The sequence below is a fragment of the Oceanococcus atlanticus genome (assembly GCF_002088235.1).
GTDB lineage: Bacteria > Pseudomonadota > Gammaproteobacteria > Nevskiales > Oceanococcaceae > Oceanococcus > Oceanococcus atlanticus.
The window spans coordinates 441,397-465,250 of the sequence record NZ_AQQV01000001.1 but is presented as its reverse complement, the minus strand read 5'-3'; the positions used below and the strand labels follow the sequence as shown (position 1 = coordinate 465,250).

The window sequence follows — 23,854 nt, the reverse complement described above, 5'->3', positions numbered from 1 at the left end:
CGCCATGACTGTATTGAGAACTTTGGTTGTTGATGACCATGTGGACTTCCGCCGCCTGGCTCAGGTGCTGCTCGAAGAGATCGAAGGTGTCGAGCTGGTTGGCTTGGGCGCCGATGGCGAGGAAGCCATTCATCTGTGCGAAGAGCTGAGGCCGGATTTGCTGCTGATGGATCTGTCCATGCCGCGGATGGGCGGCATTCAGGCCACGCGTCTGATCAAGGCACAGGACGACGCCCCCCTGATCGCCATCGTGAGCATTTATGACGACAGCGAGCACCGCGCACACGCGTCGCGCGCAGGTGCCGACGCCTTTATCAATAAGGCCGACTTTTTGGGCTCGGTGGCCCGTTTGATTGATAACCTGCAGGAGGGCGGCAATGTCCACTTCGCGAATTCTGCTGCTTGATTCGGATGCTGAGCGCGCTGCTCAGGTCCATGCGATTCTGGGCTTTGTTGACTACTCCCCGTTGGTCCACGACCTGGACGAACAGGCCGTCCCTGATGAGCAACCGCGCGCGTTTCTTGCGGTCATCATCGGGCAGCTGGATGAGACACAGTGCAGCGCCGTGTGCGAGTGGCTGCGCAAGGACCCCCAGCATGCACCATTGCTGCTGTTGCCACCCTGGCACGGTGAAACCCTGGGTTTCGACCCGGCTGATGTGTGGTCGCTGGATTATCCGATCCGGGCGCCGCAGCTGACCGAAATCCTGCGCCGTATCAGCGTCAAGCAGCTTGATGCCATGGTCGAGCCGCAGGCCGTCGGGCCCACCGGCAACACGCTGGCGATCCGCCGTGTGCGCAAGATGATTCAACAGGTCTCGACCTTCGACACCACCGTGCTGGTCACCGGTGAGTCCGGTACCGGCAAGGAAGTGGTCGCCCGGGCGATCCACGACTCCTCGGGGCGTCGCGACAAGCCGTTCGTGGCGGTGAATTGCGGTGCGATTCCGTCGGAGCTGCTCGAGAGCGAACTGTTCGGACACGAAAAAGGCGCCTTCACCGGTGCGATCTGCGCCCGCCAGGGTCGCTTTGAGCTGGCCGAGGGCGGCACCCTGTTCCTGGATGAAATCGGCGACATGAGTCTGCCGATGCAGGTCAAGATTCTGCGTGTTTTGCAGGAGCGCACCTTTGAGCGGGTGGGTAGCAATGTCTCGCGGCAGTGCGATGTGCGCATCGTAGCCGCCACCCATCGCAATCTGGAGTCGCGCATCGATGAAGGCCTGTTCCGCGAAGATCTGCTCTATCGTCTGAACGTGTTTCCCATCGAGTTGCCGGCCCTGCGTGACCGGCTGGAAGATCTGCCGCTGCTGATCTCGGAAATCTCAGATGAGCTGCGAGAGTTCGGGCGTGGCGACGTGCGCTTCAGCCCCGAGTCGATTCATCTGCTGCGCTCCTATGCCTGGCCCGGCAATGTGCGCGAGTTGGCTAATCTGGTCGAACGCCTGGCTGTACTGCATCCCAACAGCACGATTGCGCCGCAGGACCTGCCGGAGCGTTATCAACCGGCTGGTGCGCGCAAGCCTCTGGTTGATGACGATGATCTGCTCGACGCGGTGGCCACGGCTGTGCCGCAGCCGCTGAGTCAGCTGCCTGAGGCCGGGCTGGACCTGAAAAGCCATATTGCAGACATCGAGCAGACCCTGATCCGGCAGGCGCTGGAGCAGACCGGCGGCGTGGTGTCGCAGGCTGCCCAGCTGCTCAATCTGCGCCGCACCACGCTGGTCGAAAAGCTGCGCAAGTACGACCTCAACCGCCAGCAGGCCTCGTCGTAAGGCGTGGCACACAAGTTGCCTTGATGGCGTAAAGCCGCATCGCGCGGGGCACCGCGCGCGTGACACCGAGGACCAGGCATGAGTATTCAATCCACTGACATCAACAGCGTGCTGAGCCAGATTCGTCAGCTCCAGCAGCGTCAGTCTCCGGCCGAGGACAGCCCTCAGCTGAAGGGCGCGGGCACCTTTGGTGAGTTGATGAGTGACGCCCTGAACCGGGTCAACAACGATCAACAGCAAGCCGCCAGTAGCGCCGGCGCCTTCGCGCGCGGCGAACCCGGCACCGAACTGGCTGAGGTGATGCTGTCCTTGAACAAGGCCCAGGTGTCGTTCAAGGCCATGGCCGAGGTGCGCAACCGCCTGGTATCGAGTTACCAGGACATCATGAACATGCCGATCTGATGCAGCTAGAGAGAGCGCCTCGTGAGTGACATACAGACATCGGCCGCCGCGCCCAGCACGCCCGCCAGCAGCTTGCAGAATTTCAATCTCAAGGATGTGTGGGCCAGCCCGGGTGTGCGTCAGATTGCCGCACTGGTCGGTGTGGCGCTGGCGGTGGCCGTGGGTGTCACGATTTTCATGTGGGCGCAGAAGCCGGGCATGCAGACGCTGTACAGCGGTCTCAACACCCAGGATGAAGCCGAAATGGTCGAGGCCTTGCGTCAGGCCGGGATCACCTTCAAACAGAACAGCAGCGGCGGGGCCATACAGGTCGCCGCAGAAGATGTTCACCGGGCACGTTTGCAGCTGGCCAGCCAGGGCCTGCCGCGCAGCGCCGGTGGTGGCTTTGAAACCATGCGCGAAGAGCAGGGCATCGGGGTTAGCCAGTTCCTCGAGAACGCGCGCTATCAGCATGCTCTGGAAACCGAACTGTCGCGCACCATCAGTCAGCTGCAGCCGGTGCGCAGTGCGCGCGTGCATCTGGCCATACCGCAACGCAGCGCTTTTGTGCGCAATCGTCAGCAGCCCAGTGCATCGGTGCTGGTGGCCCTGTATCCGGGACGTCGCCTGGAGGATGGCCAGGTCGATGCGGTGGTGCATCTGGTGGCTTCAAGCATCCCTGAATTGCAGGCTTCCAAGGTCAGTGTGGTGGATGAGTCCGGGCGTCTGCTCAATCGCTCCGGCGATGCAGCGCTGGGGCTGAGCACCACCCAGCTGGAATACCGCACACGTCTGGAAGACACCTACCGCGGACGTATCGAGCAACTGCTGTTGCCAGTGCTCGGGCCGGGGCGGGTCAGCGCTCAGGTCAGCGTTGATCTGGACTTCAGCGCGCTGGAGGAAACCCGTGAAAGTTATGCCCCGGACGGCAAGGTTTTGCGCAGCGAACAACGGTCTGAAAACCGCGACGTAACCAACGAGGCGGTGGGCGTGCCGGGTGCGCTGAGCAATCGCGTGCCGAACAGTGCTGAGCAAGGCGAGGGCAGTCGCGCCACCAGCCTGCAGCAGACACGCAATTACGAAGTCGATCGCACTTTGAGTCATCGACGCAGTGATCCGGGGCGTCTGCGCCGGATCAGTGTTGCAGTGCTGGTTGATCACATACCTGATGTGGCCGCCGGCGGTGATAAGACCAAACCGCTGGATGCGGCCGAACTGGCCCAGATCGAGAACCTGGTCAAGGATGCCGTGGGTTTTGATGTCGAGCGCGGCGACACCGTCAGTGTCAGCAATCTGAGTTTCATCGCCCCGCAGGAGCTTGCGCCGATGGATGTCCCGCTGTGGGACAAGCCGGTGGTGCGCAGCCTGGGGCGCCAGCTGCTCGGCGCGGCCGTGCTGCTGATCATCGCATTCGTGATTCTGCGTCCGGCTCTGCGTTCGGCGCTGAATCCACCGTATCCGGTGAGTGAGGTCAAACCGGCGGCTCTGGCCGGTGCGCCGGCCGCTGCGGCAGGCGCAATGGCCGTTGAGGGACAGGACGAAGCGCCGCGTGCGGCGCCCCTGCCGCCGATGGAACGCAAGCTCAGCATCGCCCGCGATGCGGTGCGTGAAGATCCCAAGCGGGTGGCCCAGTTGATGAAGCAGTGGGTGGGTGATGACTGACACGATTCAGGACATAGCCGGCGACGAGCGCGCCGCCATCTTGCTCATGTCGCTGGGCGAGGAAACCGCTGCGGACGTGCTCAAGCACATGGGCGCCAAAGCCGTTCAAAAAGTCGGTGCAGCCATGGCTTCACTGACCAATGTGCCGCGCGACCGCATGGAATTGGTCATCGACAATTTTGTTGAGGTGCTGGAGTCGCAGACCTCACTTGGCGTGGGCAGCGACGATTACGTGCGCAATGTGCTGGTCTCAGCTCTGGGTGAAGACAAGGCCGGCAGCCTGATCGACCGTATTCTGATCGGGCGTAACAGCAAGGGGCTGGAGGCGCTCAAGTGGATGGAAACACGAGCCGTGGCCGAGCTGATCCGCCACGAACATCCGCAGATCATCGCCATCGTGCTGTCGTATCTGGATTCCGATCAGTCCGCCGAAATTCTCAATCTGTTGCCGGAAAATCTGCGCGTTGACGTGATGCTGCGCATCGCCAGTCTGGACGGCATACAACCCGCCGCGCTCAAGGAGCTGGACGAGATCATGGAGCGCCAGTTCTCCGGCGCGGGCAATCTCAAAGCCTCCAATGTGGGCGGTGTCAAAGTGGCCGCCAACATCATCAATATGATGGACGGGGCCACCGAACAGGCCCTCATCGAACTGCTGCGTGAGCAGGACGAAGTGCTCAGTCAACGCATCGAAGACCTCATGTTCGTGTTCGACAATCTGGCCGATGTGGATGACCGCTCGATGCAGCGCCTGCTGCGCGAAGTCGAGAACGACCGGCTGGTGCTGGCGCTCAAGGGTGCCAACAAGACGGTCAAGGAAAAGATTCTGGCCAATATGTCCAAGCGTGCAGCGGAAATGCTCACCGAAGATTTGGAAGCGGCCGGGCCGGCCAAGGTGTCTGACGTGGATGCGGCGCAGAAGGAAATCCTCACCCTGGCCCGCAAGCTGGCCGACGAAGGTGAGATCAGTCTGGGTACGGCCGCTGAAGAGATGCTATGAACCCGGCCGACGATGCCCGCGTATGGCACAACATTGCCGGCGCACGGGCCTGGGACATGCCCCAGTTCGAAAGCGATGCACAGACGGTTCAGGACGAACAGCGTCCTGATGCGCCGCCCACGGCAGCAGAACTGGATGCGCTGCAGAAGCGCGCCTATGACGAAGCCTGGGCCGAAGGCCAGGCCAAGGGTTATGCCGAAGGCCTGGCGGCGGGCGAGCAAGCGATCGCCGAGGGGGTGGAGCGCCTGCATGTGATAGCCGCCGCATTGGCCGCGCCACTGGATGAGCTCGACCGCGATCTGGAATACAGCCTGACCAATCTGGCGCTGATTCTGGCCCGACGCATCGTCGGCAAATCGGTGTTTGATGACCCACAGGCGATGCAGTCTCTGGTGCGCGAAACCGTTGCGGCGCTGGGTCACGAGGTCGAATCACCGGTGGACGTGTGGGTCAATCCGCGCGATCTGAATTTTCTGCGCGAGCACGGCTTGGCCGAAGCGCACTGGACCCTGCACCACGACGACGCGCTGCAGTCTGGTGATGTGCGGGTCAAACGCGGTCTGGCCGAGGTCGACGGGCGCCTGCAACAGCGTCTGGACCGGCTCGCCGCGGATATGCTGAATGTCTGATCCGGCCCAGGCCTTTCGCCAGGCGCGCCAGCTGCAACTGGCCGACCGGCTGGCTGCGCGTGGTGCGCGCACCGGGCTGTCGTCCGGGCTGGTGGTCTCCGGCAGCCTGCGTCAGGTTGTTGGGCTGACCCTGGTGGCGGAAGGTTGCCATGCCGAGATCGGCACGCGCTGCCGCATCGAACATGACGACGGGCCGGGCGTGGAAGCCGAGGTGGTGGGTTTTTCCGGCGACAAAATCTATCTGATGCCGGCTTCGTCGATGATCAATATCCGGCCCAATGCACGGGTGGTGCCGCTGGGGCGTCAGGCCGAAGTGCCGCTGGGCGCCCAGGTGCTGGGCCGCGTGCTCGACGGTGAAGGGCGCCCGATTGACGGCAAAGGGCGTATCCGCCCGGAACGTTTCGGGCGCTTGCACGCGCCGCCACTCAATCCGCTGACCCGGGCGCCGGTCGACCGCGTGCTCGATGTGGGCGTGCGCGCCATCAACAGCGTGCTGACCCTGGGGCGAGGCCAGCGCGTGGGTCTGTTTGCCGGTTCTGGGGTGGGTAAATCCAGCCTGCTCGGCATGATGACGCGACACACCACCGCAGATGTGATCGTGGTGGGACTGATCGGCGAGCGTGGTCGTGAGGTGCGCGACTTCGTGATGAACACGCTGGGCGAGGCCGGCATGCGCAAGGCTGTGGTGGTGGCCAGTCCGGCCGACCAGTCGCCGTTGATGCGTCTGCGCGCCGCGTATCTGGCCACGGCCCTGGCCGAGGGTTTTCGTGATGAGGGCAAGAATGTCCTGCTGCTGATGGATTCGCTGACCCGCTTTGCCCAGGCCCAGCGTGAGATCGGCCTGGCCATTGGCGAGCCTCCGGCGACCCGCGGTTTTCCGCCCTCGGTGTTTACCAAGATTCCCCAGCTGATCGAGCGTGCCGGCAATGCCGAGCCCGGTGGCGGCTCGATCACCGGCGTGTACACCGTGCTGGTCGAAGGTGATGACATGCAGGACCCGGTGGGCGACACCGCGCGTGCCATCCTCGACGGCCATATCGTGCTGTCACGCGATCTGGCCGAGTTGGGCCATTACCCGGCCATCGATATCGAAGCCTCGGTCAGCCGGGTGGCGCGTGATCTGCAGAGCCTGCAGCAGCGCCAGGATGCGGTGCGTCTGCGTCACCTGTATGCGGCCTATCGACGCAATCAGGACATGATCCGGCTGGGCGCGTATGCCCGCGGCAGCGATCAGCAGGTCGATGACGCCATCGCGCATTGGCCGGGCATCAACCGTTACCTGCGTCAGGAGGCCGATCAAGCCTGCCGCTTCGAGCACGCGGTCGAGCAGCTTGCCGAGGTGGTCGGAGAGCTGCCCGCCGCGGCCTGACGATCAGCTGCCGGCAGACGCTCGGGCTGCGAGCATGGCGGCCATTTTCTCGTGGATCAGGTTGATCGCCTTGAGCGGTCGGATCATGACTTTGAAATCATCGATCTGGCCGGCGTCGTTCCAGTGAATGATGTCGACGCCGTTGATCACGATATCGTCGATCCGGGTTTCGAATTCCAGCAGCGCATCGTGGTCGCCACGAATCTCGCGCACGTAGCGGAAATGCTGGTTGAACAGGACCAGAAAAGCGGCGGACAGATACGCCTGGGTCAGGGCCTTGCCGCGTTGCGGAGTGTGCACCACCGGCGAATGAAACACTGCGTCATCGGCCAGCAGGGTGCTGAGTCCGCGCGGGTCGGTGTTTTCCACCAGCTGATGCCAAGTGTCGATGGGGTGGTTTGTCATGCGAGGGTACTCAGGGGATTTGCCGTCACTTGATCACGCCACGGCTGTGCTGCGCAAGCATGCATCCCAGCTCGGGGCTTCGCCGAAGCGTTGCGCCAGAAAATCGATCAGATGACGCACCCGGGCTGGCAGGTGGCGATGGGGCGGATATACCGCGTAGGCGTGCAGGGCTTTCCACTGGTAGTTGAGCAGCGCAGCTTGCAGGCGCCCGGCGAGGATGGCGTCGTTGGCGATGAAGCAAGGCTGGATCAGCAGACCGAGACCGCGCTCCGCCGCCTGCAGCAGAAAATCACCATTGTTGGCCTGTAGACGTGTCTTCAGCCGCAGTTCGCCGCGCGTGCCGTCGGGGCCGCTCCAGTGCCAGCTGTGGCTGGCGGTGTTGGCGTAACGCAGCATCACGTGCTCGGCCAGTTCATCCGGATGTTGCGGCCGGCCGTGGGTCTGCCAATAGGCCGGACTGGCGCACAACACATGACGGATGGTGGTGAGCTTGCGCGCCACCAGGCCAGAGTTTTCCAGATCGGCAATCCGGATGGCCAGATCGAAACCTTCACCGATCAGGTCCACCGGCCGGTCGTTCAGGTCGATATCGATGTCCACTTGCGGGTAGCGCTGAGCGAAATCGGTGATCGCCGGTGCCAGCTGGCGCAGGCCGAACGACAAAGGTGCTGCCACGCGCAGGCGCCCGGAAACCTGGCTGGCAGTGCCGCGGGCTTCGGCTTCGGCTTCGGCCAGGTCATCAAGCATGCGCTGGGCGCGCTGATAAAAGCTGCGCCCGGGGTCGGTCAGGGTCATGCGCCGGGTGGTGCGGTTGAGCAAGCGTACCTGCAGATGTTCTTCCAGCTCGGCGAGGCGACGCGACACCGCTGATTTGGCCAGATCGAGCTGGTCTGCGGCCGCGGTGATGCTGCCGGCGTCGACGACGCGCACGAAGATGCGCATGGCATTCAAGGTGTCCATTGTTGCGATTATAGGAACAATAAATTCATAGATGTGCTGTTTATTGCGTTATTGGCTTGGTTGAAGATGTGTCCACGCTTACACATCAGCCGAGGATTCACACATGAAACAATTTGTCCCCATCACCGATCTGGTGGCGCGGGTGCTGCTCGCCGCGATATTCGTCATCTCCGGCCTGGGCAAGATCAGTGGCTTTGAAGCCACCCAGGGTTACATGCAGGCCATGGGCGTGCCCGGCATGCTGCTGCCGCTGGTGATCATCCTGGAAATTGCCGGTGGTGCTGCCTTGATCGCAGGTTTTCAGACCCGCATTGCGGCTTTGCTGCTAGCGGGCTTCTCGCTGCTTGCCGGGCTGCTTTTCCACTTCAATCTGGCCGACCAGATGCAGGCCATTTTGTTCTGGAAGAACCTTGCTCTGGCCGGTGGTCTGCTCATGCTGAGCTTGCACGGCGCCGGGCCGTGGTCGCTGGACGCATGGCGCAAGCCGGCCGTAAGCACGCCGCGCTACGCGTAAGCTTCGCAAGCCGGTGGCGTTGCTTCGCCACCGGCGTCATGCACACAAAACGGGAGCAATCATGGGTTTGTTGATTGACGGTGAGTGGCACGATCAGTGGTACGACACCAAAAGCACCGGTGGCAAGTTCGTCCGCTCGGAATCGCAGTTTCGCAACTGGGTGACGGCCGACGGCAGCCCCGGACCGACCGGTGAGGGCGGGTTTGAGGCGCAGCCCGGACGCTATCACCTGTATGTTTCATGGGCCTGTCCCTGGGCTCACCGGGCCATCATCTACCGCAAGCTCAAAGGGCTTGAAGCGCTGATTTCGATGTCGGTGGTCAACGCCCACATGGGCGAACAAGGCTGGACGTTCGAAGCGGGCCGAGGTGTGGTTCCCGATGAGGTCAATCAGGCGCAGTATCTGCACCAGATTTACACCCGCGTCGATCCGCACTACGGCGGTCGGGTGACCGTACCGGTGCTGTGGGACAAGCAGCGCGGCACCATCGTCAACAACGAATCGGCAGACATCATCCGCATGCTCAATTCGGCCTTTGATGGGGTGGGTGGCAACGCCCTGGATCTGTATCCGACCGAGCAACAGGCCACCATTGATGAGCTCAATGCATGGATTTATCCGCGCATCAACAACGGCGTCTATCGGGCTGGCTTTGCCACCAGCCAGGCGGCCCACAGTGAAGCGGTGAGCGATCTGTTCGCCGCGCTGGATACGCTTGAGCAGCGCCTGTCAGGGCAGCGTTATCTCACCGGCGCGCACTTCAGCGAGGCGGACTGGCGTCTGTTCACTACGCTGATCCGCTTCGATGCGGTGTATGTGGGGCACTTCAAGTGCAACCTGCGCGAGATCCGTGACTATCCGGCCCTGTCGGCGTATCTGCGCGATCTGTATCAGCAGCCGGGCATCGCCGACACGGTGGATATCGACTACATCAAGGAACATTACTATCGCAGCCAGCCGACGGTGAATCCCAGTGGCGTTATACCGCTGGGGCCATCACTGGATTTTTCCTCGCCACACGGGCGTGAGCATTTGACCGCATAAGCGCCGCGGCGGACACTGCGGGCGGGGTTCCGGCGGAGAAATGAGCATGAGTGTGTCGCTGTGGTTTGGCTTTTATGTGGTGTTCAACGTGCTGTTGCTGACGGCGCTGGCGATCAATGTGTCGCGTTTGCGCATCGTTCGCAAAGTGGCTCATGGCGACGGCGGTGATGTGGCGATCAAAGCCGCCATACGCACCCATGTGAACGGGGTGGAGAATGTGCCGATCTTTGCGCTGGTGTTGCTGGCGCTGGAATTTGCGCAGGCCTCGACCGGTTTGCTTGCCGGCCTGGTGCTGGTGTTTTGTGCCGCGCGCCTGGCTCATGCGGTGGGCATGCTGACCCCGTATTTCAACTTTCGCCGGCTTGGTGCCGGGCTGACGTACGCCTGTCAGATCGTCGGCGCACTGGCCATTGTGCCGAGTCTGCTGGGCTGATCAGTCTGCCTGCGGCTGCAGATCCAGACGCAGTAAGACGTTGTCGCGCCCGGCCTGGGAAAAGCGCAGCTGGGCCTGGTCGCTCAGCGCTTCATCCAGGGTGATTTCGAACGGCACGTCGAGCTCGACATAGCGTTGAAACTGGGCTTGGCCGCCGATGCACAGGCGCGGTTGCGACCAGGGCTGAGCGTCGCCACTGAACACGTGTACGGCTTGCAGTGCGCAATCCAGCAACTGGGCCGCGTTGACGTGATCGCCGGAGCCGGTGTGGAACGGATGTTGTGGATAGAAACCGCCCTGGCTAGGGACGCGTGCATGCACCGCCGGTTTGCCCACCCGGTCGATCACCGCAGTGACAAAACTGCAGCCGTCGGGGCCCAGTCCGGCCAGCTGCGGGTCTATGGTGTCGACCTCCAGCACATGTCTGGCCTGCAGCGCCGAGCGACGGCTCTTTTCACGCCATTGCTGGAAGTCACGGTCGCGGAAGGCAAACCCCTGCCCGCGACTGTGGAACATATTGCGGCCCTGATCGTCGCTGACACTGAGCTTGAAACCCATGGCGCCGGTTTCAGTCCAGTTCTCGCAGCGGGCGCGTGATGGATAATTGCGACCCAGCGCCGCCTCGCCGCAATGCCATTCGAACATGGTCAAAGCGGTGTAGGTTTCCGGGCTGAAGGTGCCCATTGCCCAGCTCGCCGTCATGGTCGCGAAGTACTGGTACTTTTCCACCACAACCGGATGGGCTGGCGGCAGGGCCAGCCATGGCCACAGATCCGGTCGCCAGTCGAACCCCAGGTCGACCACGCTGTCCGTGGCTTTGAGAACATGAGCCAGATTGTGCTTGTAGGTCAGAGCGTTGGTCACGAGTCGATCACACCAAGTGGAGGGATCTGCGTGCACAGGCTACGCCGTGGCGCCGCGCTGTGGGGCAGAGCGGGGCGCCACCATAACCGATTCGTACTCAGGCCGCGTAGGCGGCTTCGATGTTGTCCATCTCGGCGAGCAGTTCTCGGTTGTCGTCATCCCAGGGGTGAAAACCCGGCCGGAAGTAGCTCAACATGGGGATGGCGAGATTGCGCATGAGGCCTTGCGGGCCGTAGAGAAACGCTTTCAGACGGGCGATGTCGGTGCCATCCGGTGCGCTGCCGGTTTCCGCCTTGATGCCTTCGATGATCAGTTTGTTCATCACCGGCCAGTAGGCCACCAGCATGAAGGCCAGGCCCAGGCTGCGTTCCAGGTAAGCACGCGGATTGCGCCGCATGACGCTTTTCCACACGTCGTAGGCCACCGCCTTGTGCTCGGTTTCCTCCATTGCATGCCAGCGCAGCATGGCCACAAACACCGGCTCGCTGCCGCCCTGGCGACCGTTGAGCACTTCCGGGTGGCGCAGGATGTAATCACCGAGCACCGCGGTGACGTGCTCGGCGCCGATGGTCATGGCCAGCTGGGTGGTTTTGGGCAACCAGCGTTTCCAGCGCTGCAGGCGTTTGCTGGCGAAAGCGTTGATCTTGCGAGCTGCGGGCACGCGCTCGAAATACAGCGCATTCCAGTGTTCGTGCTCGCGGCCATGCATGGCTTCCTGGCCGATAAATGCGGTGACAGCGGCTTTGAGTTGCGGATCGCTGATCTGATCGCGGAACTGACGCACGGCATGGATGAAAAAACGTTCGCCGTCGGGGAAGGTCACCGACAGGGCGTTGAAGAACTGGGTGATGGCCACGCCATCGGCATGCCAGTTGCCGATGCGTTCAGCGGGGAAATCGAACTGTATGTCGCGGCGAACAGGTAGCATCGCAGACTCTCCTGAATTGAAGAGCTACATCATTACCAGTGATTAATGGCACAGTAAATAGGTAATTGAGTTTACCTTGGGCAACTGTAAGTCACTGTCAGGGTGGAAAAATCTCCAAGCACGTGAAAACCAACATGAAATCTTTCCTGATTGAGCGCGGCGCCAGGCGTGGCTACAGTCGCGGGTTTGTGGCCGCTGTGCTGGCCAGCGCGCTGAGCTTTGCTGCCACCGCGACCGACATCGAGGATGCCATGCATCAGGACAACTATCAGGACGGGCGCTATGACAATCCGTGGGCGCCGTTTTCACTCAAATACGGCGCGTTGCTCAAAGAGCTATTCAAGCGCAACCGGTTTCGTGGCCAGGATTTCGGTGAGGTGCCGCGCGAGGATGATCCGCTAGCCGCTTATCAGGCCCTCAACGCCGACAGCGTGAGCTGGATCGGCCACGCCACCATGATGATTCGTGATGGCCAGGATGTGGTGCTGACCGACCCGCATCTGAGTGACTGGGCCCTGACCGCTAAGCGGCGCACCGCACCAGCCTTGCGGGCTGCGCAGATTCCGCCGCTGCACTTTGCCGTGGTCTCGCACAATCACTATGACCACCTTGACGAGGAGACCGTCATGGCGCTTCCGGCAGAGACCCTGTGGCTGGTGCCGATGGGGCTGGCTGAATGGTTTCGCGAGCGCGGGCGTGGCAACGTGGTCGAGCTCAACTGGTGGCAAAGCCACCGCGTCGGTGGCTGGACGGCACATTGCGTGCCGGTGCAGCACTGGTCGCGCCGGATTGGTCAGTCCACCAACAGCACCCTGTGGTGTGGCTGGATGCTGGAATCGCCCACGCGGCGCTATTTCTTTGCCGGTGACACCGGTTACTTCAAGGGGTTTGAGCAGATCGGTGCGCACTTCGGGTCGATTGATGTGGCCATGCTGCCGATCGGCGCGTACTACCCGGAAAGCTTTCTGGCCTATCAGCACATGTCGCCGCCCGAGGCCTTGCAGGCGTTTCAGGACCTGCGTGCCCAATACATGCTGCCGATGCACTGGGGCAGCTTCAAACTGACCCGTGAACCGATTGCCGAGCCGCCGTTTTCACTGCGCCGGGCGCTGGCCCACAGCGGGGTGGATGAGGCGCGTGTACGCACCCTGGCGATTGGCGAAACCTGGGCCGTGCCAAGCGCTTCCGACTGACGGTGCACGGAACTTGCAGTACAGCGGGCAAATTTCCCGGTGGAGTGCACGGTGGCCCGTCCCGAACAGCTCGACAGTCTGCTGCGCCATGCGCAGTTGCAGGAACAGCAGGCCCAGTCCCGTTGGCATGCGGCGCAGCAGCAGCTAGAGCGTCATCGCCAGCAACTCAGCGAGTTGCAGAACTACCTGAATGACTATGGTCCGGCGCGCCTGGGCGGCGGTGTCGCAGCCAGCGTGCTGCTCAATCACAGCCGGTTTTCAGAGCGCCTGCGAGAGGCTATTGCGCAGCAGAGCCAAGTCGTACGCGAGGCCCGCCAGAGCACGGAGAAACTGTGCACTCACTGGCAGCACAAACGTCAGCGGCTTGAGGCGCTCGGTGCACTGAAAGATAAGCGCATCAAGGCGCAGCACACCCAGGTGCGTCGCCTGGAACAACGCACGCTGGATGATTTTGCTCTGCGCAGTCTGGGGCCGAGGCTGGCCGATGCTTGAGGGTATGCTGGATGCCTTGCGACCGGCGCTCAGGAGCGCTGAACAGGTGACCTCGGCGGGCGATGCCGAGGGCGTTGACGCGTTCTCCGGACTGATGCAGCTGGTCAGCCTGCCGGAACTGCCTTTGCAGGCCTATCTGGGCGAGCTGACTGCTGCACAGGACGCAGCGGCCACAGAAACCGAAGCCACCGACAGCGATGTTGCGCAGCCACCCTTGCCGGGCTGGCTGCTGGAGCAGGTCGGCGCGGCAACAAGCTTGCCTGCAGAGGCTGCTGACAACGGGCAGGGGTACGCGCCAAAGACGCCGGTGCTTGATCAACTGCCGGAGCCAGCTGCGACCGACATCGTCGCGGATACCGCGGTCGACGTGATGTCGCCGCTGGGTCTGCCGGCGGAGCAGGTTGATGCCGTGCATCCCTCACCAGCCGTGGGGCCATCCAAGCCGTTGTCGGGTGCTGACGCGGCGGCGTTGAGCAGCGCCAGCGCGCGTGGGGCTGCCGATAACGCGGCCGATGCCCAAGCCGAGCTGGCGCCGACAGCAGCGCTCCGGCCTGAGGCTGTGCCGGAGGATGCGCCAATGCCTGAACCGCTGCAGGTTCAGGCCCAGGATCTTGAGCGTGTGTCGCCGTCGCCGTTGAGCGGCGGCAGTGCGAGCAATGTGGTGCCGACTGCGCCCACGGCGGCGCCAAGCGCATTGGCCGGCCAGGCTGTAACGCCGACCGCAGCCGCCATGCCGCCCAGCGTTCCGGTCCAGGATCTGGCCCAGCATGCGGTGGCGACGATACGCCATCAGGGCGCGGATCAGGCCGAGGTGCGCATCTCTTTGCACCCGGCCGAACTGGGTGCGCTGGATTTGCAGATGGAGCAGGACGGTAAGCGCCTGGAATTGAACATCACGGTCGACAATGAAGCCGCCCGGCGTGCCGTCGGCGAGCAGATCATGCAGCTGCGTGAGCGCCTGGGCGAGGCCGGTATGCAGCTGGCGCGTCTGGATGTCTCGGTGCGTGATCAGGCCCAGCGCCAGAATACCGACACCCCGTCGGGGGCAATGCAAACGGGCCACGACGACGACGTCAAAATTCCGACAACACAGCATCTGGTGGGGCCGGCCGACGGTCTGGATCTGTACGCCTGACAAGGGATCAGGACGTCTGCTGAGGTATTTCGGGGCGTGGCACGGGCATTGCCCTAGAGCCCATACATTCTCCGAGCCTGTGTCTGATGTCCGACGAGCAAGCGGCAACCCCGCCGAAAAAAAAGAAATCGCGTTGGCTGTGGATCATGCTGCTGCTGGTCCTGCTGCTGGGCGGCGGTGGTGCCGGGGCCTGGTACATGCTGTACATGCAGCCGGCTCAGGCCCAGGGTCAGGATGAAGCCGCCGAGCCCACGCCTGCGCCGGCCCTGTATTCGGAGCTGCGCCCGGCTTTTGTGGTGAACCTGGCCGGCAACCGCTTTCTGCAGCTGGAGATCGATCTGATGGCCCGCGATGCGGCGGTGATCGAAGCGGTCAAACGCCACAACCCGGCCATCCGCAATGATCTGCTGCTGCTGTTGGGCAGCCAGAAACCGTCTGATCTGCAGAGCCTGGAAGGCAAAGTGACGCTGCAGCAACAGGTGCTGGATGCCATCAACGCCATTTTGGATGCACGTGAGCAGGGCCTGGCGGTGGAAGAAATTTACTTCTCCAGTTTCGTGATGCAATAGCCATGGCCGAGATACTCTCCCAGGACGAAATCGACGCACTGCTGGACGGTGTGGACAGCGGGGATGTGGATACCGATCCACCACCGCAGCCGGGCCAGGTGGTACCGCTGGATCTGGCCTCGCAGGACCGCATCGTGCGCGGTCGTCTGCCAACCCTGGAGATGATCAACGAACGGTTTGCCCGGCATTTCCGGGTCAGCCTGTTCAACATGCTGCGACGTTCGCCCGAGCTGTCGGTGGTCGGGGTCGAGTCACTCAAGTTCTCCGAGTACATGCACAAACTGTATGTGCCGACCAATCTCAATCTGGTGCGGATTAAGCCGCTGCGCGGCACCGCACTGATCGTGTTCGAACCGCGCCTGGTGTTTGCCGTGGTCGACAATTTCTTCGGTGGCGATGGGCGCTTCCGGGCCAAGATCGAAGGGCGTGAATTTACCCCCACCGAGATGCGCGTGGTGCAGCTGCTGCTCAATGCAGCCTTCACCGATTTGACCGAAGCCTGGGGGCCGATACTCAAAGTCGATTTCGAATACCTGCAGTCCGAGGTCAACCCGCATCTGGCGACCATCGTGAGCCCCACCGAGGTGGTGGTGGTGAGCCGTTTCCGGGTCGAGCTGGAAGGTGGCGGTGGCGACGTTCATGTGACCTTGCCGTATTCCATGATCGAGCCAGTGCGCGATCAGCTCAACGCTGGTGTGCAGAGCGACCGCGGCGATCACGACGATCGCTGGGCGCGCTCCATGAAGCAGCAGCTGGAATCGGCCGAGGTTTCGGTCGCCGGTGTGCTGGCGCGGCCGCGCGTCAGCCTGCGTGAGCTGCTGGCACTGCAGCCGGGTGACGTGATTCCGATTGGCGTACCGCGCCAGACCGAGCTGGAAGTCGAAGGCATCGCCAGCTACCGCGGCGAGTTTGGTGTGTCCGGCGGTAACAACGCGGTGCGTATCGAAGATTTGCTGCTGCGGCCCAAGCCCGCGCTGATTCAGTAACCACAAGGATTTCTCATGAGCGATAGCAACGAACAAGCCGAGGCGCAGATGTCGCCCGAAGAGCTGGCTCAGGTGCAGGCCATGCAGGCGGCCAGCGACACCCCGCAGCCGGCCCAGGATATGGAGGGCTATACGCCGCCCTCGTTCGCGCAGAGCGAGGAGGGCGAGTCGGAAGTCAATCTGGATCTGATTCTGGATGTGCCGATCACCCTGTCCATGGAAGTTGGCCATGCCAAGGTGCCGATCCGCAATCTGCTGCAACTCAATCAGGGTTCGGTGGTGGAACTGGATCGGGTGGCGGGCGAACCGCTGGATGTGTTCGTCAACGGCACCCTGATCGCGCATGGCGAGGTGGTGGTGGTCAACGACAAATTCGGCGTGCGCCTGCTGGATGTGGTCAGCCCCGCCGAACGCATCCGCAAGCTCAAATAATGGACGCCGCCAGCGTGGCCCAGATGCTGGGCAGCCTGATCGCCGTGGTGCTGCTGATCTTCGCCTGCGCCTGGCTGGCCAAGCGTATGCCGATTGGCGGCATGGCGCGTTCGGATGCGCTCAAGATTGAAGCCAGCGTGGCGGTGGGCACGCGCGAGCGGGTGGTCATGCTGCGCGCCGCCGACACCTATCTGGTGCTCGGTGTTGCGCCCGGTCAGGTGCGCACCCTGCACGTGCTGGATGCGCCGCCGCAAAACTTTCGTGAGGTGCTGGCCGAGCGCGACGAGAACCCGGCATGACGCGTCTGCTTGCACTCCTGCTGCTGTTGCTGCCGCTGCCTGCCGCGGCGGCGGGTTTGCCTGCAGTGACGGTCGATGCGGGCGCCGATGGCGCTCAAACCTACAGTCTGTCGCTGCAAGTGCTGATCGCGATGACCGCGATCACGCTGCTGCCTGCGATTCTGCTCAGCATGACCGCGTTTCCGCGCATCGTGATCGTGCTCGGACTGTTGCGCAGCGCGTTGGGCACCGGGCAGACGCCGTCCAATCAGATCCTCGTGGGGTTGGCGTTGATGTTGTCGTTCTTCGTCATGGGGCCGGTGCTGGAGCGGGTCTACGCCGATGCCATGCAACCCTATTTGGATGATGAGATCGACATGCCCACGGCGCTGCAGGCGGCTGCCGTGCCGTTGCGTGAATTCATGCTGGCGCAAACCCGCGAGTCGAGTCTGATCGGTTTTTCCGAGCTGGACGGCAACACCCAGGGTTACGCCGATCCGGCCGACATTCCGTTTCGTGTGCTGGTCCCGGCTTTTGTTACCAGTGAGCTGACCACCGCTTTCCAGATCGGCTTTCTGTTGTTCATTCCGTTTGTGGTGATTGATCTGGTCATCGCCTCAGTGCTGATGTCCATGGGCATGATGATGCTTTCACCCATGCTGATCTCACTGCCGTTCAAGATCATGCTGTTCGTGATGGTGGATGGCTGGACGCTGGTGGTGGGTTCGCTGACCGCGAGTTTTGCCCTATGACACCGGAAACCGTTATGACCATGGGGCGCCAAGCCCTGGAGCTGACTATCATGTTGTCGGCGCCGCTGCTGCTCACCGCGCTTGGCGTTGGGCTGGTCGTCGGTCTGTTCCAGGCCGCCACGCAGATTCAGGAAATGACCCTGTCGTTCATCCCCAAGCTGTTGGGCATGGGCGTGGCGTTTCTGATCGCCGGACCATGGATGCTGCGCCTGCTGGTGGACTTCACCCGCCAGCTGATCATGGATCTGCCCAACCTGATCGGCTGATGATCGCACTGGATCAGATCGCCGAATCGCTGATCCCGTATCTGTGGGCATTCCTGCGTATTGCCGCATTGTGGATGGCCATGCCGGTGTTTGGCAGCGGGGTGCTGGCCGGACGCATTCGGCTGGTTCTGGCGGTGGCCTGCACCGTGGTGATCGCACCCCTGATGCCGCCGCTGGATTTGCCTGCAGTGTGGGGCGCCGCGTGGTGGCTGGCCGTGCTGCAGGAAATTGCCCTGGGTGTGCTGATGGCGTTTACCCTGGCCCTGGTGTTCGAGATGGTGCGCCTGTCGGCAGAGATCATCGGACTGGGAATGGGGCTGGGTTTTGCCCAGATGACCGATCCGCTCAATGGCTCCAGTGCGCCGGTGCTCGGGCAGTATTTTTCGATACTTGCCATCCTGCTTTTTCTGGCCGGCGGCGGGCATATCCAGATCATTCAGTGGATCAGCCTGAGCCTGATTCATCAGCCGCCGGGCCTGCTCATGCTTGAAATGGGCCAGATTTTCGCACCCGTGGCCTGGGCCGCGCTGGTGTTTGCCGGCGCGCTGCAGATCGCCTTGCCGGCCATCATCGCCTTGTTGCTGGTCAATCTGGCTTTCGGCGTGATCAGCCGGGCCGCCCCGGCGCTGAACCTGTTTGCCATCGGTTTTCCGGCCTCGCTGATGCTGGGTCTGGTGCTGGTGCTGCTCAGTCTGCCGGCCTTGCAGAGGCTGTTCACCTCGGCCATCACCGACGCCTTTTTACGCCTGAGCCAGACCTATGGCTGATAGCGCTGCAGAGAAAACCCAGGAACCCACCCCCAAACGCTTGCGTGAAACGCGCGAGAAGGGTGAGATCGCGCGTTCGCGTGAACTCGGCACGCTGGCCACTACGGCCGGGGCGGTGCTGGTGATAGCCATGTTTGGTGGATGGTTTGCGCGCCGCGCTCAGGCCTTGATGCATGACGGCCTGAGCCTGGAGCGGGGCCAGTTGATGCATCCCGAAGCCATGACCGCAGCCCTGCATGACACCCTGCTGCTGGGCCTGCAATGGAGCGTGCCGTTTCTGGTCGGTGGGGTGGTGTTTGCCTTTGTCGCACCCTTGTTGATGGGCGGCTGGAATTTCTCCACCCAGGCCTTGCAGCCCAAATTTGAACGGCTTAATCCGCTGGCCGGGATCAAGCGCATTTTCTCTGCCCAGGCGCTGATGGAACTGCTCAAGGCAGTGGCCAAGTTTGTTCTGCTCGGCGGGATGGCGGTGCTGGTGCTGTGGACCTGGCGTGAGCATGTGCTCGGACTGGGTATGCAGAATCTCAGCGCCGGGATGGCGCAGGGGCTGAAGCTGTGTTTCTACACCCTGGCGGCGTTGTGCATCGGACTGGCCCTGATTGCTGCGATCGATGCGCCATTTCAGTATTTCAGCCACCGCAAGAAGCTGCGCATGACCCTGCAGGAAGTGCGCGATGAAATGAAAGAAACCGAGGGGCGCCCCGAGGTCAAACAGCATATCCGGCGCATGCAGCAGGAGATGTCACGCAAGCGTATGGCCCAGGACATGGCACGCGCCAACGTGGTGATCAACAACCCGACGCATTTCTCGGTTGCGCTGTACTACGACCCGCAGGGTGATGCGGCGCCGGTGGTGGTGGCCAAGGGTGCTGACCACATGGCCGAGGTGGTGCGTGATCTGGCCCGTGAGCACCGCATACCGCAGCTGCGCATCGCTCCGCTGGCCCGGGCGCTGTACCGCCATGTTGAGGTCGGAGCGGAAATCCCAGCCGGGCTTTACCTTGCCGTGGCCGAGGTTCTCAGCTATATCTTTGCTCTGAACACGCGCCCCGCTCAGGCCGGGGAACCGCCCGATCCGGATATTCCTGATGTTTATCGCTGGAAACCGGACGATCCGCGGTAGCCTTGCGGTCGGCGCGCCAACGCCTTCGCGCGCCGGGACCGGACATGAAAATCAGTTATCAGTTTCGCCACAACGACAAGACGTTGCGGGATTTCGAAATCGATATTGCCAAGCCGGCGCCACCGCGCCCGGGCAAGGGCGAATGGACACGTTTGAGTCGAAACAAGTGCGCCAATTGCACGCTGCGTGATGATCAGGTCTCGCACTGCCCACCAGCGGTGGATCTGGAAGAGGTGGTGGATGCCTTCAACGAAGTCATTTCCCACGAAGATGTGTTTGTCATCGTCGATATCAACGAGCGGCATATTCTCAAGGATGGTGATGCGCAAAGCGGGCTGAGCGCGCTGATGGGCCTGATCATGGCCAACAGCGCCTGCCCGGTGCTGGGCCGCTTGCGCGGCCTGACGCGCACGCACACACCGTTTCAGAGCGTGGAGGAAACCCTGTTCCGCTTCATCGGGGCCTATTACCTGGGCCAGATGCTGGAAGAAAAGCGCGGCGGGCAGCCCGACTGGAGCCTGGACGGGCTGCATGCGCTGTTTGACGATCTCATGGTGGTCAACAAGGCGTTCAAGGCGCGGATTCATTCCGCAACGCGTCAGGATGCCGCGATGAACGCGATCAGCGCCCTGGCCATGCATGCTCTGGGTGCCCAGCTGTCGTTGGATGATTGCGAGGATGAACTGGCCGAGTTTGCGATTCAGCCAGCCGCGTCTTGAGGGCGCTAGTCATTTCGGACGAAGCCCGTTCGGGCGCACTTTGAGAAAACTTCCTTATTCGTAATCCGGATGCGCGTCTTGCGCGTAGAGCTTTTAAGTATCCGGATTTGCTGAACCAAGGAGGCGAGTATGTCTGTTGCCACCCCTGAAATGATCGATAGCCTGCGCACCGGCGGCGTAACCCCGGGCGCGAAGATTGAGGAGTCCTCTGTGTCCGAAGTAACCCCTGAAGTACTGGTTCAACGTGCCCGCGACATGGTTCCGGTGCTGGCCGAACGCGCGGCCAAGGCTGCGGAAATGCGTCGCGTGCCGGATGAAACCGTTGCGGAAATGAAGGCCGCGGGGTTCTTCCGCGTGCTGCAGCCGAAAAAGTATGGCGGCTACGAAATGGACCCGCAGGTGTTCTACGACATCTGCATGACCATCGCTGAAGGCTGCATGTCCACCGCCTGGATCTATGGCGTGATCGGGGTGCACAACTGGCAGATTGCCCTGTTCGATCCCAAAGCCGCCGAAGATGTGTGGGGCGCTGGTGACACCGATGTGCTGATCGCTTCAACCTATATGCCCAAAGGGCAGGTGACGCCGGTTGAAGGTGGTTTCAAGTTCTCCGGCCGTTGGGCGTTTTCCAGCGGTATCGAGCACTGCGACTGGGTCTTCCTGGGCGGTTTGATCTTTACCGAAGGCCAGCCGCCGGAATACCGCACGTTTATGCTGCCCAAGTCGGATTACAAGGTGATCGACACCTGGCATGTGATCGGCCTGAAGGGCACCGGTTCGCAGGATATTCTTGTTGAGGACGTGTTTGTTCCGGAATACCGCACGCACAAGGCCAGCGACGGTTTCATGGGCACCAACCCTGGTCGCGACACCTTCACGTCAGATCTTTACAAATTGCCGTTTGGGCAGATTTTCGTGCGCGCGGTGTCTTCGGCTGCGATCGGCGGTCTGCAAGGTATGCTCAACGAGTTCGTCAACTTCGGCAAAGTCCAGGTTGGCAATATGGGCAACAAGACTGCAGAGCAGGGTCCGGCCCAGATGGCGGTGGCGGAAACCGCCGTTGCTGTGGATGAAATGAAGCTGGTTCTGCAGCGCAACTTTGATGTGCTGATGGGCAAGATTCGTGCGGGCGAGCCGCTCGACGATATCAATCAGCGTTTGCATTACCGCTTCCAGGCAGCTCAGGTTGTAGAGCGTTGCGCCAAGCATGCCTACCAGCTGTTCTCGGCCTGCGGTGGCCGCGGCATATTCAGTGATTTCGTGCTCAATCAGAAGATGATGGACATCTTCGCCGCACGCGGTCACTACGCCAACAACCCGGATCAGTTCGGCAAGAACTATGGCGCGGTGACGCTGGGCATGGAGAACGGCGACTTCTTCCTGTAAGGCAAGAGCGCAACAAGACGACAACAGCGGCGGGGCATGATGCCCCAGCCGTGCGGGGTGTGGGCGATGAGTGAGAAATGGGATCAGAGCTACGACGTTGTCGTCGTAGGTTCCGGGGCCGGCGGTTTGACCGCAGCGCTGACAGCACAGGCCAAAGGTCTGTCGGTGCTGGTGGTCGAGAAGAGTGACAAATACGGCGGCACCAGTGCGGTGTCCGGCGGCGGCATCTGGATTCCCTGCAATGACCAGATGGAAGGTCTGGGCTGTCCGGACTCCTACGTCGAGGCGCGCCAGTACCTGGATATCCTGACCGAGGGCGAGGTTGATTCCGAGCGGCTTGATGCCTATATCCATCGTGCCAAGGAGATGGTCACGTTCCTGCGTGAGCGTTTCAATGTCCGCTTCCGCTCGATCCCGATCTACCCGGATTACTTCCCACACAAACCCGGAGGAAAGCCGGGTTTCCGCACCATGGAGCCGGAAAACTTCTACGCCGACCAGCTCGGCGAGGAATACGCCAACCAGCGACCGCCGTACCCGGCGACCTTGCTGATGGGGCGGATGGCCATGAATCAGGTCGATGCGCATGCCTTGCTGTGTAAGGACAAGGGCTGGGTCTGGCTGTTCCTGAAAGTCATGTGGAATTACTGGACCGACTTCAGCTGGCGGCGAAAATCCAAGATCGATCGGCGCATGACCCTGGGCCAGGCCATGGTGGGTTCGCTGCGTAAAGCCATGCTGGATCACGATGTGCCGCTGTGGCTGAACACCGGGCTCACGGATCTGATCGAGCAGGGTGGTCGCGTTGCCGGTGTGCGGGTTAGCCGCAACGGACAATCCATGAACATCGAAGCCCGTCACGGGGTTGTGCTGGCCAGCGGTGGTTTCGAAGCCAATCAGGCCATGCGTGAAAAATATTTGCCCGCACCAACCGATACACGTTGGAGCGTGGCGCCAGGCATCAATCATGGTGACGGGATCAATGCCGGGCTCAAGCTCGGTGCGGCGACTCGTTTCATGCATCTGACCTGGGGCTGCCCATCTGCCGTGCTGACGGGCGGTGGTCCAGCCACCGGCATGTTTGTCGAACGTGCTGCACCAGGCTGCATGATGGTCAACAGCCAGGGTCAGCGTTTTGTTAACGAGGCCGGGCCCTACACCGAGGTGGTCTATTCGATCTACGAAGATCACCAGAAAACCGGCGGCAGCGTGCCGTGCTGGCTGATCTGTGATGCGCGTTTCCGCAAGAAATTCCCCTTGGGTCCGATCATGCCGGCGCAGTTGCAGCCGGACCGTGCGATTCCCAAGGAGTGGGAAAACGAGGTTTACTACAAGGCCGACAGCCTGCCCGAACTGGCGGCCAAAATCGGCGTGGATGCCGATGGCCTGCTGGCGCAGACGGCGCGCCTTAACGCGATGGCTGAGCGCGGCGTGGATGAGGAATTCCACAAGGGCGAAAACGTCTTTGATCGCTACTATGGCGATCCCACACACAAACCGAACCCGTGCCTCGGGAAGATCGAAAAAGGGCCGTTTTATGCGCTGCGCGTGACCCCGGGTGAACTGGGCACCAAAGGCGGTCTGGATGCTGACGCCCGCGCCCGTGTTGTGCGTGAGGACGGCAGCGTTATCGATGGGCTCTACGCGGTGGGTAACTGCTCGGCCGCGGTCATGGGCAAGACCTATGCCGGACCGGGTTCAACACTGGGGCCGGCCATGGCCTTTGCCTATCTCGCAGTTGAGGATATTGCCGAGAACGCCAGCAGTGCGAATCGCGCTCACGCCGCCTGAGCG

28 protein-coding genes are annotated in these 23,854 nt (G+C 62.1%); 24 read left to right on the top strand and 4 right to left on the bottom strand.

Going from position 1 to position 23,854, the window contains the following annotated elements; translation table 11 throughout:
• The first annotated feature begins 4 nt into the window (after positions 1-4).
• From ATO7_RS02165 to fliI, 7 genes are all read left to right on the top strand, one after another.
• Positions 5-406 carry a response regulator gene (locus tag ATO7_RS02165; protein ID WP_083559267.1) on the top strand — a complete coding sequence of 134 codons (402 nt, stop codon included), beginning with the start codon at positions 5-7 and terminating at the stop codon, positions 404-406.
• Positions 378-1,772: a sigma-54 dependent transcriptional regulator gene (locus ATO7_RS02160; protein ID WP_083559266.1), complete on the top strand. Its 1,395-nt coding sequence runs from the start codon at positions 378-380 to the stop codon at positions 1,770-1,772. The genes ATO7_RS02165 and ATO7_RS02160 overlap by 29 nt, the downstream gene beginning before the upstream one ends.
• A 78-nt stretch (positions 1,773-1,850) precedes the next feature.
• Positions 1,851-2,174, top strand: a complete 324-nt coding sequence (fliE, locus tag ATO7_RS02155) for a flagellar hook-basal body complex protein FliE (RefSeq protein WP_083559265.1) — start codon at positions 1,851-1,853, stop codon at positions 2,172-2,174.
• Between the two features lie 21 nt (positions 2,175-2,195).
• Positions 2,196-3,815 carry a flagellar basal-body MS-ring/collar protein FliF gene (gene fliF, locus ATO7_RS02150; RefSeq protein ID WP_083559264.1) on the top strand — a complete coding sequence of 540 codons (1,620 nt, stop codon included), beginning with the start codon at positions 2,196-2,198 and terminating at the stop codon, positions 3,813-3,815.
• The gene (gene fliG, locus ATO7_RS02145) at positions 3,808-4,815 is read left to right on the top strand and encodes a flagellar motor switch protein FliG (RefSeq protein WP_083559263.1); all 1,008 of its coding nucleotides are present in this window, start codon (positions 3,808-3,810) and stop codon (positions 4,813-4,815) included. The genes fliF and fliG overlap by 8 nt, the downstream gene beginning before the upstream one ends.
• Positions 4,812-5,444 carry a FliH/SctL family protein gene (locus ATO7_RS02140; RefSeq protein ID WP_083559262.1) on the top strand — a complete coding sequence of 211 codons (633 nt, stop codon included), beginning with the start codon at positions 4,812-4,814 and terminating at the stop codon, positions 5,442-5,444. Before fliG ends, ATO7_RS02140 begins: the two co-directional genes overlap by 4 nt.
• A complete protein-coding gene (gene fliI / locus ATO7_RS02135; RefSeq protein ID WP_083559261.1) occupies positions 5,437-6,813 on the top strand; it encodes a flagellar protein export ATPase FliI in 1,377 nt (458 codons plus the stop codon). The genes ATO7_RS02140 and fliI overlap by 8 nt, the downstream gene beginning before the upstream one ends.
• A gap of 3 nt (positions 6,814-6,816) precedes the next feature.
• On the opposite strand, the gene ATO7_RS02130 is transcribed toward fliI, so the two are convergent.
• Both ATO7_RS02130 and ATO7_RS02125 read right to left on the bottom strand, forming a co-directional pair.
• A complete protein-coding gene (locus tag ATO7_RS02130) occupies positions 6,817-7,218 on the bottom strand; it encodes a nuclear transport factor 2 family protein (RefSeq protein ID WP_083559260.1) in 402 nt (133 codons plus the stop codon).
• A 33-nt stretch (positions 7,219-7,251) separates the two neighbouring features.
• Positions 7,252-8,178 (bottom strand): LysR family transcriptional regulator, encoded by a 927-nt coding sequence (locus ATO7_RS02125; protein ID WP_083559259.1) that lies wholly within the window; start codon positions 8,176-8,178, stop codon positions 7,252-7,254.
• Positions 8,179-8,281: 103 nt separating this feature from the next.
• On the opposite strand from ATO7_RS02125, the gene ATO7_RS02120 reads away from it, so the two are divergent.
• The 3 genes from ATO7_RS02120 (at position 8,282) to ATO7_RS02110 (ending at position 10,170) form a co-directional block, all read left to right on the top strand.
• Entirely contained in the window at positions 8,282-8,692 is a 411-nt protein-coding gene (locus tag ATO7_RS02120; protein WP_083559258.1) for a DoxX family protein, read from the top strand.
• Positions 8,693-8,753: 61 nt separating this feature from the next.
• Entirely contained in the window at positions 8,754-9,737 is a 984-nt protein-coding gene (locus ATO7_RS02115) for a glutathione S-transferase family protein (protein ID WP_083559257.1), read from the top strand.
• Between the two features lie 46 nt (positions 9,738-9,783).
• Positions 9,784-10,170, top strand: a complete 387-nt coding sequence (locus ATO7_RS02110) for an MAPEG family protein (protein ID WP_158523000.1) — start codon at positions 9,784-9,786, stop codon at positions 10,168-10,170.
• On the opposite strand, the gene ATO7_RS02105 is transcribed toward ATO7_RS02110, so the two are convergent.
• Together ATO7_RS02105 and ATO7_RS02100 are read right to left on the bottom strand one after the other, a co-directional pair.
• Positions 10,171-11,034, bottom strand: a complete 864-nt coding sequence (locus ATO7_RS02105; protein ID WP_083559255.1) for a hypothetical protein — start codon at positions 11,032-11,034, stop codon at positions 10,171-10,173.
• Positions 11,035-11,131: 97 nt separating this feature from the next.
• The gene (locus tag ATO7_RS02100) at positions 11,132-11,962 is read right to left on the bottom strand and encodes a metal-dependent hydrolase (protein ID WP_083559254.1); all 831 of its coding nucleotides are present in this window, start codon (positions 11,960-11,962) and stop codon (positions 11,132-11,134) included.
• A gap of 134 nt (positions 11,963-12,096) precedes the next feature.
• Between ATO7_RS02100 and ATO7_RS02095 the strand changes: the two genes are divergently transcribed.
• The 14 genes from ATO7_RS02095 to ATO7_RS02030 all read left to right on the top strand — a co-directional run bounded on the left by ATO7_RS02095 (position 12,097) and on the right by ATO7_RS02030 (position 23,851).
• Positions 12,097-13,155, top strand: a complete 1,059-nt coding sequence (locus ATO7_RS02095; RefSeq protein ID WP_083559253.1) for an MBL fold metallo-hydrolase — start codon at positions 12,097-12,099, stop codon at positions 13,153-13,155.
• A 51-nt stretch (positions 13,156-13,206) separates the two neighbouring features.
• Positions 13,207-13,647, top strand: coding sequence for a flagellar export protein FliJ (gene fliJ / locus ATO7_RS02090; protein WP_158522999.1), 441 nt, complete (start codon positions 13,207-13,209; stop codon positions 13,645-13,647).
• A complete protein-coding gene (locus ATO7_RS02085; protein ID WP_158522998.1) occupies positions 13,640-14,782 on the top strand; it encodes a flagellar hook-length control protein FliK in 1,143 nt (380 codons plus the stop codon). The genes fliJ and ATO7_RS02085 overlap by 8 nt, the downstream gene beginning before the upstream one ends.
• 86 nt (positions 14,783-14,868) lie before the next feature.
• A complete protein-coding gene (locus ATO7_RS02080; protein WP_083559250.1) occupies positions 14,869-15,351 on the top strand; it encodes a flagellar basal body-associated FliL family protein in 483 nt (160 codons plus the stop codon).
• Complete coding sequence (fliM, locus tag ATO7_RS02075; protein ID WP_206044821.1) at positions 15,348-16,337, top strand: flagellar motor switch protein FliM; 990 nt, start codon at positions 15,348-15,350, stop codon at positions 16,335-16,337. Before ATO7_RS02080 ends, fliM begins: the two co-directional genes overlap by 4 nt.
• Before the next feature lie 15 nt (positions 16,338-16,352).
• Complete coding sequence (gene fliN / locus ATO7_RS02070; protein ID WP_083559248.1) at positions 16,353-16,769, top strand: flagellar motor switch protein FliN; 417 nt, start codon at positions 16,353-16,355, stop codon at positions 16,767-16,769.
• Positions 16,769-17,068, top strand: coding sequence for a flagellar biosynthetic protein FliO (gene fliO / locus ATO7_RS02065; protein ID WP_083559247.1), 300 nt, complete (start codon positions 16,769-16,771; stop codon positions 17,066-17,068). Before fliN ends, fliO begins: the two co-directional genes overlap by 1 nt.
• Positions 17,065-17,799, top strand: coding sequence for a flagellar type III secretion system pore protein FliP (fliP, locus tag ATO7_RS02060; RefSeq protein WP_083559246.1), 735 nt, complete (start codon positions 17,065-17,067; stop codon positions 17,797-17,799). Before fliO ends, fliP begins: the two co-directional genes overlap by 4 nt.
• Positions 17,796-18,065, top strand: coding sequence for a flagellar biosynthesis protein FliQ (gene fliQ, locus ATO7_RS02055; protein WP_083559245.1), 270 nt, complete (start codon positions 17,796-17,798; stop codon positions 18,063-18,065). The genes fliP and fliQ overlap by 4 nt, the downstream gene beginning before the upstream one ends.
• Positions 18,065-18,832, top strand: coding sequence for a flagellar biosynthetic protein FliR (gene fliR, locus ATO7_RS02050; RefSeq protein ID WP_158522997.1), 768 nt, complete (start codon positions 18,065-18,067; stop codon positions 18,830-18,832). The genes fliQ and fliR overlap by 1 nt, the downstream gene beginning before the upstream one ends.
• Positions 18,825-19,955 (top strand): flagellar biosynthesis protein FlhB, encoded by a 1,131-nt coding sequence (gene flhB, locus ATO7_RS02045; protein WP_083559243.1) that lies wholly within the window; start codon positions 18,825-18,827, stop codon positions 19,953-19,955. The genes fliR and flhB overlap by 8 nt, the downstream gene beginning before the upstream one ends.
• Before the next feature lie 44 nt (positions 19,956-19,999).
• Positions 20,000-20,674 (top strand): DUF6901 family protein, encoded by a 675-nt coding sequence (locus tag ATO7_RS02040; protein ID WP_146680107.1) that lies wholly within the window; start codon positions 20,000-20,002, stop codon positions 20,672-20,674.
• Positions 20,675-20,803: 129 nt separating this feature from the next.
• Positions 20,804-22,060: an acyl-CoA dehydrogenase family protein gene (locus ATO7_RS02035; protein WP_206044760.1), complete on the top strand. Its 1,257-nt coding sequence runs from the start codon at positions 20,804-20,806 to the stop codon at positions 22,058-22,060.
• Positions 22,061-22,126: 66 nt separating this feature from the next.
• Entirely contained in the window at positions 22,127-23,851 is a 1,725-nt protein-coding gene (locus ATO7_RS02030; RefSeq protein WP_083560971.1) for an FAD-dependent oxidoreductase, read from the top strand.
• The last annotated feature ends 3 nt before the right edge of the window (positions 23,852-23,854 follow it).

Coding starts and splice junctions, on each gene's coding strand:
- ATO7_RS02165 (WP_083559267.1), top strand. CDS start 5: ATGACTGTATTGAGAACTTTGGTTGTTGATGACCATGTGGACTTCCGC.
- ATO7_RS02160 (WP_083559266.1), top strand. CDS start 378: ATGTCCACTTCGCGAATTCTGCTGCTTGATTCGGATGCTGAGCGCGCT.
- fliE (WP_083559265.1), top strand. CDS start 1,851: ATGAGTATTCAATCCACTGACATCAACAGCGTGCTGAGCCAGATTCGT.
- fliG (WP_083559263.1), top strand. CDS start 3,808: ATGACTGACACGATTCAGGACATAGCCGGCGACGAGCGCGCCGCCATC.
- ATO7_RS02140 (WP_083559262.1), top strand. CDS start 4,812: ATGAACCCGGCCGACGATGCCCGCGTATGGCACAACATTGCCGGCGCA.
- fliI (WP_083559261.1), top strand. CDS start 5,437: ATGTCTGATCCGGCCCAGGCCTTTCGCCAGGCGCGCCAGCTGCAACTG.
- ATO7_RS02130 (WP_083559260.1), bottom strand. CDS start 7,218: ATGACAAACCACCCCATCGACACTTGGCATCAGCTGGTGGAAAACACC.
- ATO7_RS02125 (WP_083559259.1), bottom strand. CDS start 8,178: ATGGACACCTTGAATGCCATGCGCATCTTCGTGCGCGTCGTCGACGCC.
- ATO7_RS02120 (WP_083559258.1), top strand. CDS start 8,282: ATGAAACAATTTGTCCCCATCACCGATCTGGTGGCGCGGGTGCTGCTC.
- ATO7_RS02115 (WP_083559257.1), top strand. CDS start 8,754: ATGGGTTTGTTGATTGACGGTGAGTGGCACGATCAGTGGTACGACACC.
- ATO7_RS02110 (WP_158523000.1), top strand. CDS start 9,784: ATGAGTGTGTCGCTGTGGTTTGGCTTTTATGTGGTGTTCAACGTGCTG.
- ATO7_RS02100 (WP_083559254.1), bottom strand. CDS start 11,962: ATGCTACCTGTTCGCCGCGACATACAGTTCGATTTCCCCGCTGAACGC.
- ATO7_RS02095 (WP_083559253.1), top strand. CDS start 12,097: ATGAAATCTTTCCTGATTGAGCGCGGCGCCAGGCGTGGCTACAGTCGC.
- ATO7_RS02085 (WP_158522998.1), top strand. CDS start 13,640: ATGCTTGAGGGTATGCTGGATGCCTTGCGACCGGCGCTCAGGAGCGCT.
- ATO7_RS02080 (WP_083559250.1), top strand. CDS start 14,869: ATGTCCGACGAGCAAGCGGCAACCCCGCCGAAAAAAAAGAAATCGCGT.
- fliN (WP_083559248.1), top strand. CDS start 16,353: ATGAGCGATAGCAACGAACAAGCCGAGGCGCAGATGTCGCCCGAAGAG.
- fliO (WP_083559247.1), top strand. CDS start 16,769: ATGGACGCCGCCAGCGTGGCCCAGATGCTGGGCAGCCTGATCGCCGTG.
- fliP (WP_083559246.1), top strand. CDS start 17,065: ATGACGCGTCTGCTTGCACTCCTGCTGCTGTTGCTGCCGCTGCCTGCC.
- fliQ (WP_083559245.1), top strand. CDS start 17,796: ATGACACCGGAAACCGTTATGACCATGGGGCGCCAAGCCCTGGAGCTG.
- fliR (WP_158522997.1), top strand. CDS start 18,065: ATGATCGCACTGGATCAGATCGCCGAATCGCTGATCCCGTATCTGTGG.
- flhB (WP_083559243.1), top strand. CDS start 18,825: ATGGCTGATAGCGCTGCAGAGAAAACCCAGGAACCCACCCCCAAACGC.
- ATO7_RS02040 (WP_146680107.1), top strand. CDS start 20,000: ATGAAAATCAGTTATCAGTTTCGCCACAACGACAAGACGTTGCGGGAT.
- ATO7_RS02035 (WP_206044760.1), top strand. CDS start 20,804: ATGTCTGTTGCCACCCCTGAAATGATCGATAGCCTGCGCACCGGCGGC.
- ATO7_RS02030 (WP_083560971.1), top strand. CDS start 22,127: ATGAGTGAGAAATGGGATCAGAGCTACGACGTTGTCGTCGTAGGTTCC.